Origin of the sequence: Mycobacterium sp. PDNC021 (genome assembly GCF_048282635.1) — a bacterium.
GTDB classification, from domain to species: domain Bacteria; phylum Actinomycetota; class Actinomycetes; order Mycobacteriales; family Mycobacteriaceae; genus Mycobacterium; species Mycobacterium llatzerense.
In genome coordinates, this window is the sequence record NZ_CP182502.1 from 2,858,845 (window position 1) to 2,875,359 (window position 16,515).

The 16,515-nt window shown below is 67.7% G+C and carries 13 protein-coding genes; 9 read left to right on the top strand and 4 right to left on the bottom strand.

Translation table 11 applies throughout. From position 1 onward, the window contains the following. Nucleotides 1–24 precede the first annotated feature (24 nt). From ACNO8X_RS13530 to ACNO8X_RS13545, 4 genes are read left to right on the top strand one after another with little or no spacing between them, the layout of a single operon-like run. The gene (locus tag ACNO8X_RS13530; protein WP_418005702.1) at nt 25–783 is read left to right on the top strand and encodes an SDR family NAD(P)-dependent oxidoreductase; all 759 of its coding nucleotides are present in this window, start codon (nt 25–27) and stop codon (nt 781–783) included. After that, nucleotides 780–1,967 carry a precorrin-6y C5,15-methyltransferase (decarboxylating) subunit CbiE gene (gene cbiE, locus ACNO8X_RS13535; protein WP_418005703.1) on the top strand — a complete coding sequence of 396 codons (1,188 nt, stop codon included), beginning with the start codon at nt 780–782 and terminating at the stop codon, nt 1,965–1,967. The genes ACNO8X_RS13530 and cbiE overlap by 4 nt, the downstream gene beginning before the upstream one ends. Next, nucleotides 1,964–2,719, top strand: coding sequence for a precorrin-4 C(11)-methyltransferase (gene cobM, locus ACNO8X_RS13540; RefSeq protein WP_418005704.1), 756 nt, complete (start codon nt 1,964–1,966; stop codon nt 2,717–2,719). Before cbiE ends, cobM begins: the two co-directional genes overlap by 4 nt. Then, complete coding sequence (locus ACNO8X_RS13545; RefSeq protein WP_418005705.1) at nt 2,719–3,444, top strand: cobalt-precorrin-6A reductase; 726 nt, start codon at nt 2,719–2,721, stop codon at nt 3,442–3,444. Before cobM ends, ACNO8X_RS13545 begins: the two co-directional genes overlap by 1 nt. Here the strand turns inward: ACNO8X_RS13545 and ACNO8X_RS13550 are convergent. From ACNO8X_RS13550 to cobG, 4 genes are read right to left on the bottom strand one after another with little or no spacing between them, the layout of a single operon-like run. Further along, entirely contained in the window at nt 3,428–5,311 is a 1,884-nt protein-coding gene (locus tag ACNO8X_RS13550) for a hypothetical protein (protein WP_418005706.1), read from the bottom strand. The genes ACNO8X_RS13545 and ACNO8X_RS13550 overlap by 17 nt on opposite strands. A gap of 28 nt (nt 5,312–5,339) precedes the next feature. Further along, nucleotides 5,340–6,809, bottom strand: coding sequence for a precorrin-2 C(20)-methyltransferase (locus tag ACNO8X_RS13555; protein WP_418005707.1), 1,470 nt, complete (start codon nt 6,807–6,809; stop codon nt 5,340–5,342). Beyond that, nucleotides 6,806–7,432 carry a precorrin-8X methylmutase gene (locus ACNO8X_RS13560; protein WP_418005708.1) on the bottom strand — a complete coding sequence of 209 codons (627 nt, stop codon included), beginning with the start codon at nt 7,430–7,432 and terminating at the stop codon, nt 6,806–6,808. Before ACNO8X_RS13560 ends, ACNO8X_RS13555 begins: the two co-directional genes overlap by 4 nt. A 9-nt stretch (nt 7,433–7,441) precedes the next feature. Next, nucleotides 7,442–8,563 carry a precorrin-3B synthase gene (cobG, locus tag ACNO8X_RS13565; RefSeq protein ID WP_418005709.1) on the bottom strand — a complete coding sequence of 374 codons (1,122 nt, stop codon included), beginning with the start codon at nt 8,561–8,563 and terminating at the stop codon, nt 7,442–7,444. Between the two features lie 394 nt (nt 8,564–8,957). Between cobG and cobN the strand changes: the two genes are divergently transcribed. The 5 genes from cobN (at nt 8,958) to purU (ending at nt 16,513) form a co-directional block, all read left to right on the top strand. Next, nucleotides 8,958–12,521, top strand: coding sequence for a cobaltochelatase subunit CobN (gene cobN, locus ACNO8X_RS13570; protein WP_418005710.1), 3,564 nt, complete (start codon nt 8,958–8,960; stop codon nt 12,519–12,521). A 52-nt stretch (nt 12,522–12,573) separates the two neighbouring features. After that, complete coding sequence (locus tag ACNO8X_RS13575) at nt 12,574–13,491, top strand: serine/threonine-protein kinase (protein WP_418005711.1); 918 nt, start codon at nt 12,574–12,576, stop codon at nt 13,489–13,491. Nucleotides 13,492–13,668: 177 nt separating this feature from the next. Beyond that, nucleotides 13,669–15,159: an amino acid permease gene (locus ACNO8X_RS13580; protein ID WP_418005712.1), complete on the top strand. Its 1,491-nt coding sequence runs from the start codon at nt 13,669–13,671 to the stop codon at nt 15,157–15,159. 83 nt (nt 15,160–15,242) lie between these two features. Beyond that, nucleotides 15,243–15,623, top strand: a complete 381-nt coding sequence (locus ACNO8X_RS13585) for a PPOX class F420-dependent oxidoreductase (RefSeq protein ID WP_133760383.1) — start codon at nt 15,243–15,245, stop codon at nt 15,621–15,623. After that, nucleotides 15,620–16,513, top strand: a complete 894-nt coding sequence (gene purU / locus ACNO8X_RS13590; RefSeq protein WP_260972565.1) for a formyltetrahydrofolate deformylase — start codon at nt 15,620–15,622, stop codon at nt 16,511–16,513. Before ACNO8X_RS13585 ends, purU begins: the two co-directional genes overlap by 4 nt. Nucleotides 16,514–16,515 lie beyond the last annotated feature (2 nt).

Genomic DNA, 16,515 nt, shown 5'->3' on the forward strand with positions numbered 1-16,515 from the left:
GTAGCGCAGGTGATAATCGCAGCCGTGAACGACACGGCGGATGCTGGCGGCGAGGTGGTCGTCATCTTCGGCGGCCGGAGCGAGATCGGCCTGGAACTGGCCATCCGGCTGGCGCCGGGCAACACGGTGGTGCTTGCGGCCCGCCGGGCCGACCAGCTGACCGACGAGGTGCAGGCGGTCAGGGCTGCGGGCGCGGTCAACGCGCAGACCTGCGAGTTCGACGCCGACGACCTGGCCTCACACGCGGCGCTGGTGGACGAGATCGAAGCCGAGCACGGGCCGATCGGTACCGCGGTCCTGGCGTTCGGAGTCCTCGGTGACCAGGCCCGGGCAGAGGATGACGCCGCACACGCGGTTGCCGTCGTGCACACCGACTACGTGGCCCAGGTGAACCTGCTGACGCTGCTGACGCAGCGCATGCGTGCCGCCGGGCGGGGACGCCTCGTGGTGTTCTCGTCGATCGCCGGAGCCCGGGTCCGTCGGGCGAACTACGTTTACGGGTCGGCCAAGGCGGGCCTGGACGGCTTCGCCTGCGGATTGGCCGACGCGCTGCACGGCACCGGCATCCAGCTGCTGATCGTGCGGCCCGGCTTCGTCATCGGCCGGATGACCGAGGGCATGGACCCGGCGCCGATGTCGAGCACGCCGGCTCAGGTCGCTGACGCTGCCGCGACGGCGCTGCGGAGGGGCAAGTCAGCGGTGTGGGTGCCCTGGGGTATCCGGCCGCTGATCTTCGCGACGCGGTTTGTGCCGAAGGCGATCTGGCGGAAGATGCCGAGATGAGCGCTTGCGAAGGGAAAATCACCGTCGTCGGTATCGGGGCCGACGGCATGGCCGGTCTCGGTCAGCCGGCGAGCAATGAACTGCTCAGCGCCACAGTGATTTTCGGTGGACCGCGGCAGCTGGACCTGCTGGACCCGGAGGTGACCGCCGAGCGCCGGGCTTGGCCGTCCCCGCTGCTGCCGGCCCTGCCCACGTTGTTCGACGGACTGCCCGACGTGCACGTGGTGGCTTCCGGTGATCCGATGCTGCACGGCATCGGCGCCACCCTGATCCGGCTGTGCGGTCGGGATCGGGTGACGGTACTGCCGCACGTGTCGTCGGTGACCCTGGCCTGCGCGCGATTGGGATGGAGCGTGCAGAACACCGAGGTGATCAGCCTCGTCAACGCCGCGCCCCACACCGCGATGCGGCTCGGCGGCCACGCAGTCGTGCTGTCCAAGGGTGCCGACACCCCGCGGACATTGGCCCGGCTGCTCACCGAAGCTCGGCGCGGCCAATCGGAATTCACCGTCCTGGAACAACTCGGCGGGCCGGCCGAACGCGTGACCACCATGACTGCCGCGGATTGGGATGCGGCGGCCCCTGACGTCGACGCGTTGAATGTCATTGCCGTGCGGTACGTCCCCGATCTGCGGATCGGAGCAGCGTTGCCGGACACCGCTTTCGCGCACGACGGGCAGATCACCAAGCAGCACGTGCGCGCGGTGACCCTGGCCACGCTGCAGCCGCGGCCGGACCAAATCCTGTGGGACGTCGGCTCGGGTTCGGGCAGTGTGGCGATCGAATGGTGCCGGGCCTCGGGTGGTCGCGCGGTCGCCTTCGAAAGCGACGACGTGCGCCGCGAGCGGATCATCGACAACGTCACCACATTCGGCGTGCGGGTCGATGTCCGCGGCGCAGCGCCGGAGAGTTTCGCCGACGTACCCGCGCCGGACACCATCTTCATCGGTGGCGGCCTGACCCGGCCGGGCCTGTTCGACGCCTGCTTCGACGCGCTCGAATCCGGTGGACGGCTGGTCGCCAACGCGGTGACGGCGGAGTCGGAAGCCTATGTGGTGCAACTCTATTCAAAGCTGGGCGGCGACCTGCGCCGCTTCCAGCACTATCACGGCGAACCGATCGGTGGCTTCACCGGTTGGCGCCCGGCGTTGCCGATAACCCAGTGGACGGTGGTCAAAGAATGACGGTGTACTTCATCGGCGCGGGGCCCGGTGCCGCCGACCTCATCACCGTGCGGGGGCAGCGCCTGCTGCAGTCGTGCCAGGTCTGCCTGTACGCCGGTTCGATCATGCCCGACGACCTGCTGGCGGAGTGCCCGCCGAACGCTCGGGTGGTCGACACCGGTCCGCTCAACCTGGAGCAGATCATCGGCGAGCTGGCCGCCGCGCACCAAGCCGGACTCGATGTGGCGCGTCTGCACTCCGGCGACCCGTCCATCTACAGTGCGGTCGCTGAACAGTGCCGACGGCTCGACGAACTCGGTATCGACTACGAAATCGTCCCCGGCGTACCGGCTTTCGCCGCTGCGGCCGCAGCCATCGGGCGGGAGTTGACGGTACCGGGTGTGGCTCAGACAATCACCTTGTCCCGAGTGGCGACGCTGTCGACGGCGATGCCCGACGGCGAGGATCTGGTGACTCTGTCCAAGCCCGGCGCCACCTTGGTGCTGCATCTGGCGGCAGCGCAGATCGACAACATCGTCCCACAGCTGCTCGAGGGCGGGTACCGTCCGGAAACCCCTTGTGCGGTGGTGGCTTTCGTCAGCTGGCCGACCGAACAGCTCGTCAGGTGCACCCTGGCGGAGCTGGCCGAACGCACGAAAGCGGCCGGCATCACCAAGACCGCGGTCATCTTCGTCGGAGACGTGTTGGGCGCCCAAGGTTTTGCCGATAGCTACCTGTACTCGAGTGACCGTCGTAGGGGAAGCTCGCACTGATGAAGCTCCTGTTGCTGGGTGGGACTTCCGAAGCGCGGGCGCTGGCCAAACGACTGAACCCCGACATCGACCTGATCAGCTCCCTGGCCGGCCGCGTCCCCGACCCGGCGCTGCCGGTGGGTCCGGTGCGGATCGGTGGTTTCGGTGGCATCGACGGCCTGCGAATGTACCTGCAGGACAACGAGATCACCGCCGTCGTCGACGCCACGCACCCGTTCGCCGCCACCATCACCGCCACTGCCGCACAGGTCTGTGCCGGCTTGGGGCTGCCGCACCTGGTCTTGGCCCGGCCGGCGTGGCCGCGCGGCGACGCTATCGTCGTCGCCGACGACCGACAGGCCGCGCAGACCGTCAAAGACCGTGGCTACCAACGGGTCTTCCTCACCACGGGACGGTCCGGCACGACGGCGTTCCGCGAGTCAGACGCCTGGTTCCTGATCCGCGCCGTCACGCCGCCCGACGCCGAGACGCTGCCACCCGATCATGAAATCCTGCTCTCCCGTGGCCCGTACGGCTACGACAACGAGCTGGCATTGCTGGTCGACCACCGCATCGATGCCCTGGTCACCAAGAACAGCGGCGGTGGCATGACGCGCGCCAAGTTGGATGCTGCTGCGGCGCTGAACATTCCGGTGCTCATGGTGGATCGGCCGGGGCTGCCCGTCGGCGTGACGACGGCTGCCACCGTCGACGAAGCCGAAGCCTGGGTCAGGGAGCGCCGATGAGCCGCTGCAGTTCGTCCCACGCCGCCCGCCGTTGTGCCTCCGCATCGTCGCGGAGCTGACGGACCTGTTCGCCATGCTCGGTGCTGCGGTCCCGCAGGGTCTCCAGGTCGACGATGAGTCGGCGCCGTAGTTCACCTTCGGGTCCGTCGCTGCCGAGTACGTTGAGCTGCTCCGAGATTCGGCTCTGTGCCTCGTAGTCACCCGAGCGCGCCGCCTGGACCTGCTCGGCTTCGGATTCCAGCCGCTCGGCAGCCGCCCACCGGTCCAAGACACCGCCGAGCGCAGTGATGGTGGTCGCGTCGAGTGACCGGTCGGCGAGCCACTCTTCGAGTTGACCCGGTGCGAGATGTTCGTAGGCGATCTCGCTGGACAGGGGCCAGCTTTCCAGCACCGTCGCTTCAACCGCCTGGTGGCCCGCCGCGGTGACCGTGATGCGGTGGTTGGTCCCGTCGTCGGAGATCGCGGTGACGTTGTTCCGCGGTTCGACGCCACGCCTCTGAACACGGGCGATTTCGAAGATCACCTCGACAGGTTCGGCATGGTCGTTCTCGACCCGCAGGGTGTGCAGCCGCTCGCGGCGCTGCTCGTGCACCAGCGCGGCGCGGGCGAGCCGGACCCGGGCCGTGACGTCGGTGACGGCCGAGGTATGTCGGCAGCGCACCGCAAGGTCTTTCGCGAACGGCAGCCGCACTTTCGCGTCACGGGCGGTGAAGGGCACCATCGCTTCACCGGCATAGGCGTCCTGCTCGTAGATGACGGCGGGACCTTCCTCGAGCACGATGCCCGCGGTATTGGTGAAGGCGAGCACGATCTCGGGGGAGCCGTCGTGGCCGTGCCACACCAACTCGCGCTGGACACCGTCGACGGCCTGGACTGCCAACGGAATCATCGACGCGCCGCCGCGCTTGAGCGACACCGGGGTGCTCAGCCGGTATTCGAAATACTCACCGCGGTCAGCGGTTTCGACATCGTCGACGGCATCGGCATAGGCATATCCCGCTCCGGCGGGCGCCGGCATACCCGCCAGCATCGGCATGGCCTCCGCAGACCGAGTCTTCGCCGCCGCGGGCACAGGCACCGGAGCTGCGCCGCGGCGGCTCTCCTCGACGACCTCACGATGAACGTGCTTGCCCTGGTACAGGTCGATATCGAAAGAGACCGGTTCGCCGGTGGTCAGGGTCAGCTCGATGTCGGTGAGGTCCTCGTCGACCGGGTTGTGCACGATGCCCATCGCGGTCAGCACCAGACTGTCACCGTCGCGCACCAGCCGGTACGACAGCCGCCACAGCGGAGCCGGCACCACATAGGACACCTGGACGATCCCGCTGCCTCGAACCTGTACGCCCAGTTGGCAATGCTGGCCCGCGGTCAGCGCACGGGATCGGTCCAGGAGGTAGTCGAGGTTGTCGCGCGATGGGCCCTCCGTCAGCGTCACGGCACCGATGCGGGCCAGTTCGATCAGGCTGACCGACCCGGCGTCGGTGCGCAGGACCAGCACCTGCCGGTACTTTGCGGATTCATCGACGCCGATCACCTCGCCCCGGTGCTGGGTGCCGTCGCAATCGACTTCGACGGTGCGGCCCCGCAGCCCGTCGAACAGTCCGCGCAGCGCGTTGCCGGAGTCGATCAGCATCCCGCGGCCGCCCATTTGGGTGTGTGGGTCGGTTGGGGTGTCGAACGAGACCGCCCCGACGGCCAACTCGGTGCCAGTGCCAGTGCCGGTGATCGACAGCGACTTCAGCACGTCCTTCATCTGGGCGTGGCGGAATGTCAGTGCGAAATCACCGTCGACCGGACCGCTGCGTTCGACCAGCGCCATGCCGTGCTTGTACATGACCAGGCGATTGACTCGAGGGCTTTCGCTCATGTACGGAAACCCTAGTGGCCCAATCGAATCAGTGTGGGTAATACCGCGGGGTGAACACCCGGTCGCCAGCGTCGGTGGTGTGCCACACCGTCTGTGACGACCCGATGATCAGCATGCAGCGCATGTCGATCTCGGCCGGGTTGAGTTCGGCCAGGCGCACCACCCGCACGGATTCGTTCGGTCCGGCGACGTCACGGCCGATGACGACGGGGGTGTTGGGGTCGCGGTATTCCAGCAGCAGGTCCTGCATCGCGGCCACCTGCCAGGTGCGGGTCTTCGACGCCGGGTTGTAGATGGCCAGCACCAGATCGGCACGGGCGGCGGCGGTGAGCCGTTCGGCGATGATGTCCCACGGCTTGAGGCGGTCGGACAGCGAGATCACCGCGTAGTCATGGCCGAGCGGCGCACCGACCCGGCTGGCGACAGCCTGCGCGGCGGTCATCGCCGGGATCACCCGGACCTCTACGCCGGGCCACTGCCTCGCCTCTTCGAGTACCGCAGTCGCCATCGCGAACACCCCGGGGTCACCGGACGACACCACGGCGACGGTCCGGCCCTGCTGGGCCAGCTTGCACGCCAGCTCGGCGCGCGCACGCTCGTCGGTGTTGTCGCTCGGGTGGCGCTGCTGGCCGGGTCGGTCCGGCACGCGGTCCAGGTACGGCCCGTAGCCGATCAGATCGGTGGCCGCTGCCAGCTCGCGACGGGTCTGAGTCGTCGTCCACTCGGGGTCGCCCGGCCCCAGCCCGACGACGACCACGCTGCCGGCTGTGGCCCGGTCCTGCCGGCCGCCCGGCAGGATCGCGATCGAGAAGTACGGCACTGTCGTCTCGTCGACGTCGGCGGCCGGCAGCACCCGCTGCGCCTCGGTGCTCGCGCGCTCGACGTAGAACGCCTCGTCCAGCCGTCCGGCCGACGAAAGTGCCTGCCGCACAGCCGGGTACGAGCGGCCCAGCTTCATCACGACGGCGGCGTCGGTGTCGGCCAGCCGGCGCTGCAGCTCACCGGCCGGCAGCGTGCCGGGCAGGATGGTGAGGACCTGTTCGCCCTGCACCAACGGCGTCGAGATCGCGGCCGACGCGGCGCTGACGGACGTCACGCCCGGCACGATCACCGCGTGGAACCGTTCGGTCAACCGGGTGTGCATGTGCATGTAGGAGCTGTAGAACAGCGGATCGCCCTCGGCGAGCAGCGCGACGTTGCGGCCGGCCGCCAGGTGGGTGGCGATGCGTTCGGCGGCCTCGGCGTAGAAGTCTTCGATCGCGCCGTCGTACCCGCCCGGGTGCGACGTGGTCTCGGTCGTCACCGGGTAGACGAGGTGCTCCTCGATCTGGCCGGGACGCAGATACGGTTCGGCGATGCGCCGCGCGATGCTGTGGCCGTGCCGCGCGCTGTGGTACGCGACCACATCGGCCTCGCCGATCAGCCGGGCGGCCTTGACCGTCACCAGTTCCGGGTCGCCTGGGCCGAGGCCGACACCGTAGAGGGTTCCCGTTGTCATTCGGTTTCACTCGCAATCGCATTCACCGCGGCGGCGGCCATGGCGCTACCGCCACGCCGTCCCGTCACCACCAGATAGTCCATGCCGCGCGGCCGCGCGATCAGTTCGTCCTTCGACTGCGCCGAGCCGACGAAGCCCACCGGGCCGCCCAGCACCGCGGCAGGCACGGGCGCGCCCTCGTCCAGCAACTCCAGCAGCCGGAACAGGGCGGTCGGCGCATTGCCGATGGCCAGCACAGCGCCGCCGAGTCGGTCGGCCCACAGGTCGACGGCCGCCGCCGAACGGGTGCTGCCGAGCTTCTCGGCCATGGCAGGCGCGCCCGGATCGGCGACCAGCGACACCACCTCGTTGTCGGCGGGCAGCCGCGAGCGGGTGATGCCCGCCGCCACCATCGACGAGTCGCACAGGATCGGGGCACCGGCCGCCAGGGCCGCATAGGTGCGGGCCACCACGTCGTCGGTGTAGGCGACGTGCTCGGTGACGTCGACCTGGCCGCAGGTGTGGATCAGGCGTACGACGACGCGTGAGACGTCGTCGGGAAATCGCGCCAGATCCGCCTCGGCGCGGATCGTCGCGAACGACTGCCGGTAGATCTCCGCAGCGTCGCGGACGTAGTCGAGCACCCGATAACCCTACGGGTGGCGTGGTTCGTACCCCGCGTTGGTCGCCACCAGCACCTCGCCGTTGGTCGGGCTGCCGCACGCGCGCTCGCAGCCGACGAAATGCCGGCGGCCACCGGGCTCGCCCGCTGCCGCGGCCGCTGCGGCGTCACTGCGGACGTCGGCCAGTGACTTGGCGCACCCCGGACTCCCGGTGCAGGCACTGATCGACAGCCAGGGGGAGTGCGCGTCGAAAATCAGACCCATCGGCGCCAGCACCCGCAGGGCAGTGTCGGCGACGCCCTCTTCGAGGTCACAGATGAGTAACGAGCGCCATGGCGTGACCACGATCGGGGCGGTGATGGCTGCCACAAACTCTGCGGTGCGGGCCTGCAGCACACCCAGCGGGGCGGCCGCGCCCAACGTGATCCGACCGTCGTCCTGGGTGATCCAGCCGATCGGCGGCGCGTCGATCGGTGGCCACGTCGCACCTGACTGCTCGGTGGGGCGCAGGTCGGCCCCGGCCAGGAGCTCGTCGGCGTTGTCCAGTTCGCTTGTCCGCCAGCGGTTCCCGCGAGTATTCAGGAATGAGGTGGCCAGGTCCAGTAGGGTGTCCGCGGCGTGCGCGGTGGGTACGCGAACCCCGGTATCGCGGCCCGCCACGAGTACGGCGGCGGTGTTGGGGGTCGTCAGATGGGTGCTCACATCGGGCGCCAGGCCTGAGATGTCACCCCGGCCGTCGTCGATGCCGAACCAGAAGCGCCCGGGTAATTCGGCCAGGTCAGGGCGTTTTTGTAGCTCTGAATCGAGCTCTCGGACGGTCCCGCGGACGTCGCCGAGACCACCACTGCGGCCCGACAGCGGCGACGCCACGATGTTCCGGACGCGTTCGTGGGTGGCCGAGGGCAGCAGGCCCGCCGAATCGACCGCTGCCGCCAGCCCCGCCTCGTCGTGGATCCCGCGCACCTGGATGTTGCCGCGCGAGGTCAGTTCCATTGCCGGCGAACCGAATTCGGCGGCGGAGTGGGCCAGCGCCGCCAGTTGTGCGGCGCTGATCATGCCGCCGGCCAGGCGGATGCGGGCCAGGCCGCCGTCAGCCGCCTGGTGCACCTGCAGGGCACCTGGGCAGGCGTCGTCGTCACGCGTCCGAATCACCTTGTCCACGTTACGTTGTACCGCAAATTGTGAAATAGGTCACTGCCGTTTCCGGCCTGTTCCGTGGCTTACAAGTCCCTTGTTTTCAATGCATCCGCCCGTACCGTGGAACACGAACTTCCGTTTGCTACATCGCATTCGGATGACCTAAGGAGGGACGCAATGTCCGATTTCGCTCTCTACGCTGGTGGCGTCTTCGCGCTCATCGTGGCCGCCGGCCTGCCCTACCAGGGCAAGACGTGGTACTCGCGCTGGCAGACCACCGAGCGCTAATTCAGCGCCGTAGATAAGACCGCCGACGGGGTGGGTTGCGAGAGCAACCCGCCCCGTTGCGCTTTCCGGTCCACTCCAGGGGCGCGACCGCGCGACCACGTCGGTGCTGTACGAATAGTCAGTGCCGACCGTACTGCTGCTCTCGACGTCCGACACCGATCTGATCACCGCCCGCGCGAGCGGAGCCGAGTACAGATGGGCCAATCCGTCCCGGCTGATCGCCGGGGAACTGCAGGACCTGCTGGCCGGTGCGGACCTGGCGGTCGTGCGGGTACTGGGTGGCTATCGCACCTGGCAGGACGACATCGACGCCGTCGTCGCCAGCGGCGTCCCCACCGTGGTGCTGTCGGGGGAGCAGGCGCCCGACGCCGACCTGATGAGCCATTCGACCGTCCCGGCGGGCGTCGCCCTTCAGGCGCATATCTATCTGGCGCAGGGTGGCACCGAGAATCTGCGCAACCTGCACGCCTTCCTTTCAGACACCGTCCTGATGACCGGCTTCGGTTTCGGTGAGCCCGTATCGGCTCCGAGTTGGGGGCTGCTGCAGCGCTCGTCGGATGCCGAGGGTCCGACGGTCGCGGTGCTCTACTACCGGGCCCAGCAGCTGGCCGGCAACACCGCGTACATCGATGCGCTGTGTGGGGCACTGGAAGACGCGGGCAGCCGCCCTTTACCGATCTTCTGTGCCTCGCTGCGTACCGCCGAACCCGAGCTCATCGAGCTGCTGGGGACCGCCGACGCCCTGATCACGACGGTGCTGGCGGCCGGCGGCGCGACCCCGGCCACCGCGAGCGCCGGCGGCGATGACGACAACTGGAACGTCGCGCACCTGGCGGCCCTCGACATCCCGATCCTGCAGGGCCTGTGCCTCACCAGCTCGCGCGCGCAATGGGACGAGAACGACGACGGGCTGACGCCGCTGGACGTCGCGTCGCAGGTGGCGGTGCCCGAGTTCGACGGCCGCATCATCACCGTCCCGTTCTCGTTCAAGGAGATCGACAGCGAGGGTCTGATCTCGTACGTCGCCGACCCCGAGCGCTGCGAGCGGGTGGCCCGACTCGCTGTCCGGCACGCCCGGCTGAAGTACATCGAGCCGGCCGACAAGCGCGTCGCGCTGGTGTTCTCGGCCTACCCGACCAAGCACGCCCGCATCGGCAACGCCGTCGGCCTCGACACCCCGGCCAGCGCCGTCGCGCTGCTGCGCGCCATGCGCGAGGCCGGTTACCGCATCGGTGACGTCCCCGGCGTCGACGCCGAAGATGGGGACGCCCTCATCCACGCGATGATCGAGCGCGGTGGGCATGACCCCGACTGGCTCAGCACCGAAGCGCTCGAAGCCAACCCCGTCCGGGTGTCGGCCAAGGACTACCGGGCCTGGTTCGCGACCCTGCCGGCCGAGCTCACCGACGCTGTCACCGAGCATTGGGGCGCGGCGCCGGGCGAGCTGTTCGTCGACCGCAGCAACGACCCGGACGGCGAAATCGTCATCGCCGCAATGGTTTCCGACAACATCGTGCTGATCGTCCAGCCGCCACGCGGATTCGGCGAGAACCCCGTCGCGATCTACCACGACCCGGACCTGCCGCCGAGCCACCACTACCTGGCCGCCTACCACTGGATCAACAAGCATTTCGGCGCCGACGTGATGGTCCACCTGGGCAAGCACGGCAACCTGGAATGGCTGCCCGGCAAGACCCTCGGCATGTCCGCGGCATGCGGCACCGACGCCGCGCTCGGCGACCTGCCGCTGGTGTACCCGTTCCTGGTCAACGATCCCGGCGAGGGCACGCAGGCCAAGCGCCGGGCGCACGCGGTCCTGGTCGATCACCTGATCCCGCCGATGGCCCGCGCCGAGACCTACGGCGACATCGCCCGTCTCGAGCAGCTGCTCGACGAGCACTCCAACATCTCGGCGCTGGACCCCGGCAAGCTGCCGGCCATCCGCCAGCAGATCTGGACGCTGATGCGCGCCGCCAAGATGGACCACGACCTGGGGCTGGAGGACCGGCCCGACGAGGACGTGTTCGACGACATGCTGCTGCACGTCGACGGCTGGCTGTGCGAGATCAAGGACGTCCAGATCCGCGATGGTCTGCACATCCTGGGCCAGGCACCGACCGGCGAGGCCGAACTGGACCTCGTGCTCGCCATCCTGCGGGCGCGCCAACTGTTCGGCGGCGAGCAGTCGGTGCCGGGGCTGCGCGAGGCGCTGGGCCTGGCCGAGGACGGTTCTGCTGCACGCGAAGCCGTCGACACTGCGGAGAGTCAGGCCCGGGAGCTGGTCGCGGCACTGCAGGCGTCCGGCTGGGACGCCGCCGCCGTCGATGGCATCACCGACAACGCCGAGGTCGCCAAGGTGCTGCGGTTCGCCGCCACCGAGGTGGTGCCGCGGCTGCGTGGCACCGACCGGGAGATCGATCAGATCCTGCACGCGCTCGGCGGCGGGTTCATCGAGGCCGGGCCGTCGGGCTCCCCGCTGCGCGGGCTGGTGAACGTGCTGCCCACGGGCCGCAACTTCTACTCCGTCGACCCCAAGGCCGTGCCGTCGAAGCTGGCGTGGGAAACCGGTGTGGCGATGGCGGATTCGCTGCTGGAGCGCTACCGCACCGACTACGGCCGCTGGCCTGAGTCCGTCGGGCTCTCGGTGTGGGGCACGTCGGCCATGCGCACCGCGGGCGACGACATCGCCGAAGTGCTTGCGCTGCTGGGTGTTCGGCCCATCTGGGATGACGCGTCGCGCCGCGTGGTCGGGCTGGAGCCCATCGTGCTGGCCGAACTCGGCCGTCCCCGCATCGACGTCACCGTCCGCATCTCCGGCTTCTTCCGGGATGCCTTCCCGCACGTGGTGACCATGCTCGACGACGCCGTCCAACTCGTCGCAGGCCTGGACGAAGCCGCCGAGGACAACTACGTGCGCGCCCACTCGCAGGTCGACATCGCCGATCACGGCGACCAAAGGCGTGCCACGACAAGGATTTTCGGCTCCAAGCCGGGAACCTACGGCGCCGGGCTGCTGCAGCTCATCGACAGCCGCAACTGGCGCGACGACGCGGACCTGGCCCAGGTGTACACCGCGTGGGGTGGCTTCGCCTACGGCCGTGGCCTCGACGGCGCCCCGGCGACCGACGACATGAACCGGGCCTACCGGCGAATCTCGGTGGCGGCCAAGAACACCGACACCCGCGAGCACGACATCGCCGACTCCGACGATTACTTCCAGTACCACGGCGGCATGGTCGCCACGGTGCGCGCGCTGACCGGTAAGGACCCCGCCGCGTACATCGGGGACAACACCCGGCCGGACGCAGTGCGGACCCGCACGCTGTCGGAGGAGACGACGCGCGTGTTCCGGGCCCGGGTCGTCAACCCGCGCTGGATGACGGCCATGCGCCGGCACGGCTACAAGGGCGCCTTCGAGATGGCGGCCACCGTCGACTACCTGTTCGGGTACGACGCCACCGCGGGCGTCATGGCCGACTGGATGTACGAGCAGCTGACTCAGAGCTACGTGTTGGACCCGGAGAACCGCAAGTTCATGAGCGAGTCCAACCCGTGGGCGCTGCATGGCATGGCCGAGCGGCTCCTGGAGGCGGCCGGCCGTGGCATGTGGGCTGCGCCGGAGTCCGAGACCCTGGACGGGCTCAAGCAGGTGCTGCTGGAGACCGAAGGGGAGCTGGAGGGGTAGCGCCAAGCTCCTTGACCGGGAGAAATCCGACGCTCGCAGGTATCCTGGCTCGGTGTTCGAGGTCGGTGCGGTGGTCGCCGGTTATGTCATCGAAAGCCACCTCGGCAGCGGCAGTAGCGCTGATGTGTACCGGGCTCGCCGACCGGCGGAGTCAGTTCCGGTGGCGCTGAAGATATTCCACAACCAGGATGCCGATGACCGGGTGGCCTGGCGGCTGGAGCGGGAGTTCAGCATCGCCTCCCGACTGAGGCACCCGCACATTGTGGCGATGTATGAGCAGGGAGAGCTGCGGGCCGGCGGCGGTGGGGCAGACGAAGATGGTGCACAACCGACCAGGCTGTGGCTGTCCATGCAGTACGTCGACGGCCCGGAGTCGACGGTGTTGATACCCGGACCGGACCAGGAGCCTGATGTCGACGCGATCGTTCGGGCATCGACGCAGATTGGCTCGGCCCTGGACTATGCGCATCAAATGGACGTGATACATCGGGATGTCAAGCCCGCCAACATCTTACTGAGCTCCGATCGGCGCTCGGCGTTCTTGACGGATTTCGGCATCGCGCAGTTGTTGGACGATGCAAAACCGCTGGCCCGCAATGGTCGGGTCCGTGGGTCGATTGCGTACGCGGCTCCGGAACTTCTTACAGCGCAACAGTTGTTGCCGCAAACGGATGTCTACGCGTTGGCCTGCACCATGTTTGAGTGGTTGACGGGTCTGCCGCCGTATCCACGCCACACAACGTTCGCCATCACATATGCCCATCTGCACGACGAAGTGCCGACGCTCACCTCACGCCGATCCTGGTTGCCCACCGCATTGAATTCGGTGTTCGCGAAGGCGCTCGCGAAAGAGCCCGCTGCGCGCTATGACTCATGCACCGAGTTCGTCGCCATAGTCGCGAGGATACTGCGGGACGTCGCGGCGCCGCAGCGGCGCGGCCGGCGGTGGCCGGCGTGGTCGCGCCCCTGAAATTCATGGTTCACCCAGTATTTACAGCCTGAGCCGACGCGTACGGAGCATCCGACTTACTGTTTTCGTGGGGCCACGTGCAGGAGTCGCAGAGCAGTGTTGGGCCGACCTCCCGTGCGGACGACATCAACAAGGCCCCGCGGCGACAGAGCCCATCCGGCGGCTGACGGGAACCGAATGACCACTGAATCAACGAGTTACGATAATTCAGCGCTTGCGCACGAAGACGAGGGATATCACAAGGCCCTCAAACCGCGTCAGATCCAGATGATTGCCATCGGCGGCGCCATCGGCACCGGTTTGTTCATGGGCGCGGGCAGTCGCCTGCATTCGGCCGGGCCGGGCCTGTTCCTGGTGTATGCCATCTGCGGCGTTTTCGTCTTTTTCATCCTGCGGGCCCTCGGTGAACTCGTGCTGCACCGGCCGTCCTCTGGGTCATTCGTGTCATATGCGCGCGAATTCTTCGGTGAGAAAACAGCTTTCGTCACCGGTTGGCTCTACTTCTTCAACTGGGCGGCCACCGCGATCGTCGATGTCACGGCTGTTGCGTTGTATATGCATTACTGGGGCATGTTCAAGGCGATACCGCAATGGTTGATCGCGCTCATCGCGCTGGGGATCGTGCTGACCCTGAACATGATCTCGGTGAAGCTCTTCGGTGAGATGGAATTCTGGGCCTCGATCATCAAGGTCGCCGCGCTGGTCACGTTCCTGGTGGTCGGCATCGTCTTCCTCGGCGGCCGCTTCGAAATCCAAGGACAGGAAACCGGATTCGGCGTGCTCGCCGACAATGGCGGACTCTTCCCAGTGGGTCTGTTCTCGCTGGTGATCGTCACCTCTGGCGTCGTCTTCGCCTACGCCGCGGTCGAACTCGTCGGCATCGCCGCCGGGGAGACGGCGGAGCCCGCCAAGGTGATGCCGCGGGCGATCAACTCCGTGGTCGCGCGCATCGGAATCTTTTATGTCGGGTCGTTGGTGGTGTTGGCGCTGCTGCTGCCCTACACGGCGTACCACAAGGGCGAAAGTCCTTTCGTGACATTCTTTTCCAAGATCGGCGTTCCCGCGGCCGGCGGCATCATGAACATGGTGGTACTCACAGCCGCGATGTCCAGCCTCAATGCAGGCCTGTACTCGACCGGCCGCGTGCTGCGCTCGATGGCGATGAATGGCAGCGGCCCGGCATTCACCGCGAAGATGAACCGCAACGGCGTGCCATTCGGCGGGATCGCGCTGACTGCCGGGCTCACCCTGTTGGGCGTCATCCTCAACCTGTTCGTGCCCGAAGACGCATTCAACATTGCCCTCGACCTGTCGGCGCTTGGCATCATCTTCACCTGGGGCATGATCGTCGCCTGCCAGATCCAGCTGTACCGCTGGGAGGCCAAGGGCATCCTGCAGCGGCCCAGCTTCCGGTTGCCCGGTACGCCGTACACCAGCTACGCAACGCTGCTGTTCCTCGTCGCCGTCACTGCGCTGATGTGCTACGAGAACTACTGGAATCTGATCGCCATCATCTTGCTGGTCCCGTTACTGATCGGCGGCTGGTATGCGGTGCGGGGCAAGGTCCTGGCGATCGCGGCCAAGCGTGTCGGATACACCGGCGAGTACCCGGTGATTCCACAGCCACCGATCCCCACCGCGCCGCACCTGCCGCACGAGAAGACGTAGCGCTTGCGAGGGTTGTGCACGCATCTGCTTTGGTGGACGTACACAGCGCTCACGCTCGTCGCACAAGCACTAACCTGATGGCCATGGCTCTCACCTTCGCCGACGTCGCCACCGCGAACTACATCCTGCTGACCACCTTCACCAAGGACGGTCGGCCGAAGCCCACCGCCGTCTGGGCGGTCCCGGACGGTGACCGGCTGCTGGTCATCTCCGAGGCCAAGGCGTGGAAAGTCAAGCGAATCCGGAACACCCCGCGCGTCACCGTCGCCAAGTGCGACATGCGCGGCAACCCCAAGAGCGAGGCCGTCGAGGCCAAGGCGGCGATCCTGGACCAGTCGCAGGTCGGCGCAGTCTACGACGGCATCGGCAAGCGCTACGGGTTGATCGGCAAGGCCTTCAACTTCTTCTCCAAGCTGCGCGGCGGTATGGAGAACAACGTCGCGCTGGAGCTGCGGGCCGCATAGTGAGTCAATTCCCTGCCGGCGCGCCAAAGTTGCCGCGCCACAAGGACATCGGCCGGCTGTTGCTGAACTGTCCGGACCGTCGCGGCGTGATCGCCGCGGTGTCGACGTTCCTGACCCGCTCGGGCGCCAACATCATCTCGCTGGATCAGCATTCGACGGCTCCAGAAGACGGTGTGTTCCTGCAGCGCACCGTCTTCCACCTGCCCGGGCTGGCTGCCGCCCAACCCGAGTTGGAGCGCGAATTCGCCGCGGTGGCAGAAGAATTCGACATGGACTACCGGTTCACCGATGCGTCCAAACCCAAGCGCGTGGCCATCATGGCCTCGACGGCCGATCACTGCCTGCTCGACCTGCTGTGGCGCAACCGCCGCGGCGAACTCGACATGACCGTTGTGATGGTGATCTCCAACCACGCCGACCTGGCCGAGCAGGTCCGGGCGTTCGGGGTGCCGTTCGTGCACATCCCGGCGACCCGGGACATCCGGGAGCAGGCCGAACAGCGTCAGCTGGAGCTGCTCAAAGGCAATGTCGATCTCGTGGTGCTGGCCCGGTACATGCAGATCATCACGCCGGGGTTCCTCGACGCCATCGGGTGTCCGCTGATCAACATCCACCATTCGTTCCTGCCGGCGTTCGTCGGTGCCACGCCGTACCGGCGGGCCAAGGAGCGCGGCGTGAAGCTGATCGGCGCCACGGCGCACTATGTCACCGAGGACCTGGACGAAGGCCCGATCATCGAGCAGGACGTGGTGCGGGTCGACCACAACGACAGCGTCGAAGAGCTCGTGCGGCTCGGTGCCGACGTGGAACGAGCCGTGCTGTCCCGGGCGGTGCTGTGGCACTGCCAGGACCGCATCCTGTGCCATGGCAACGAAACCGTGGTCTTCTAGAG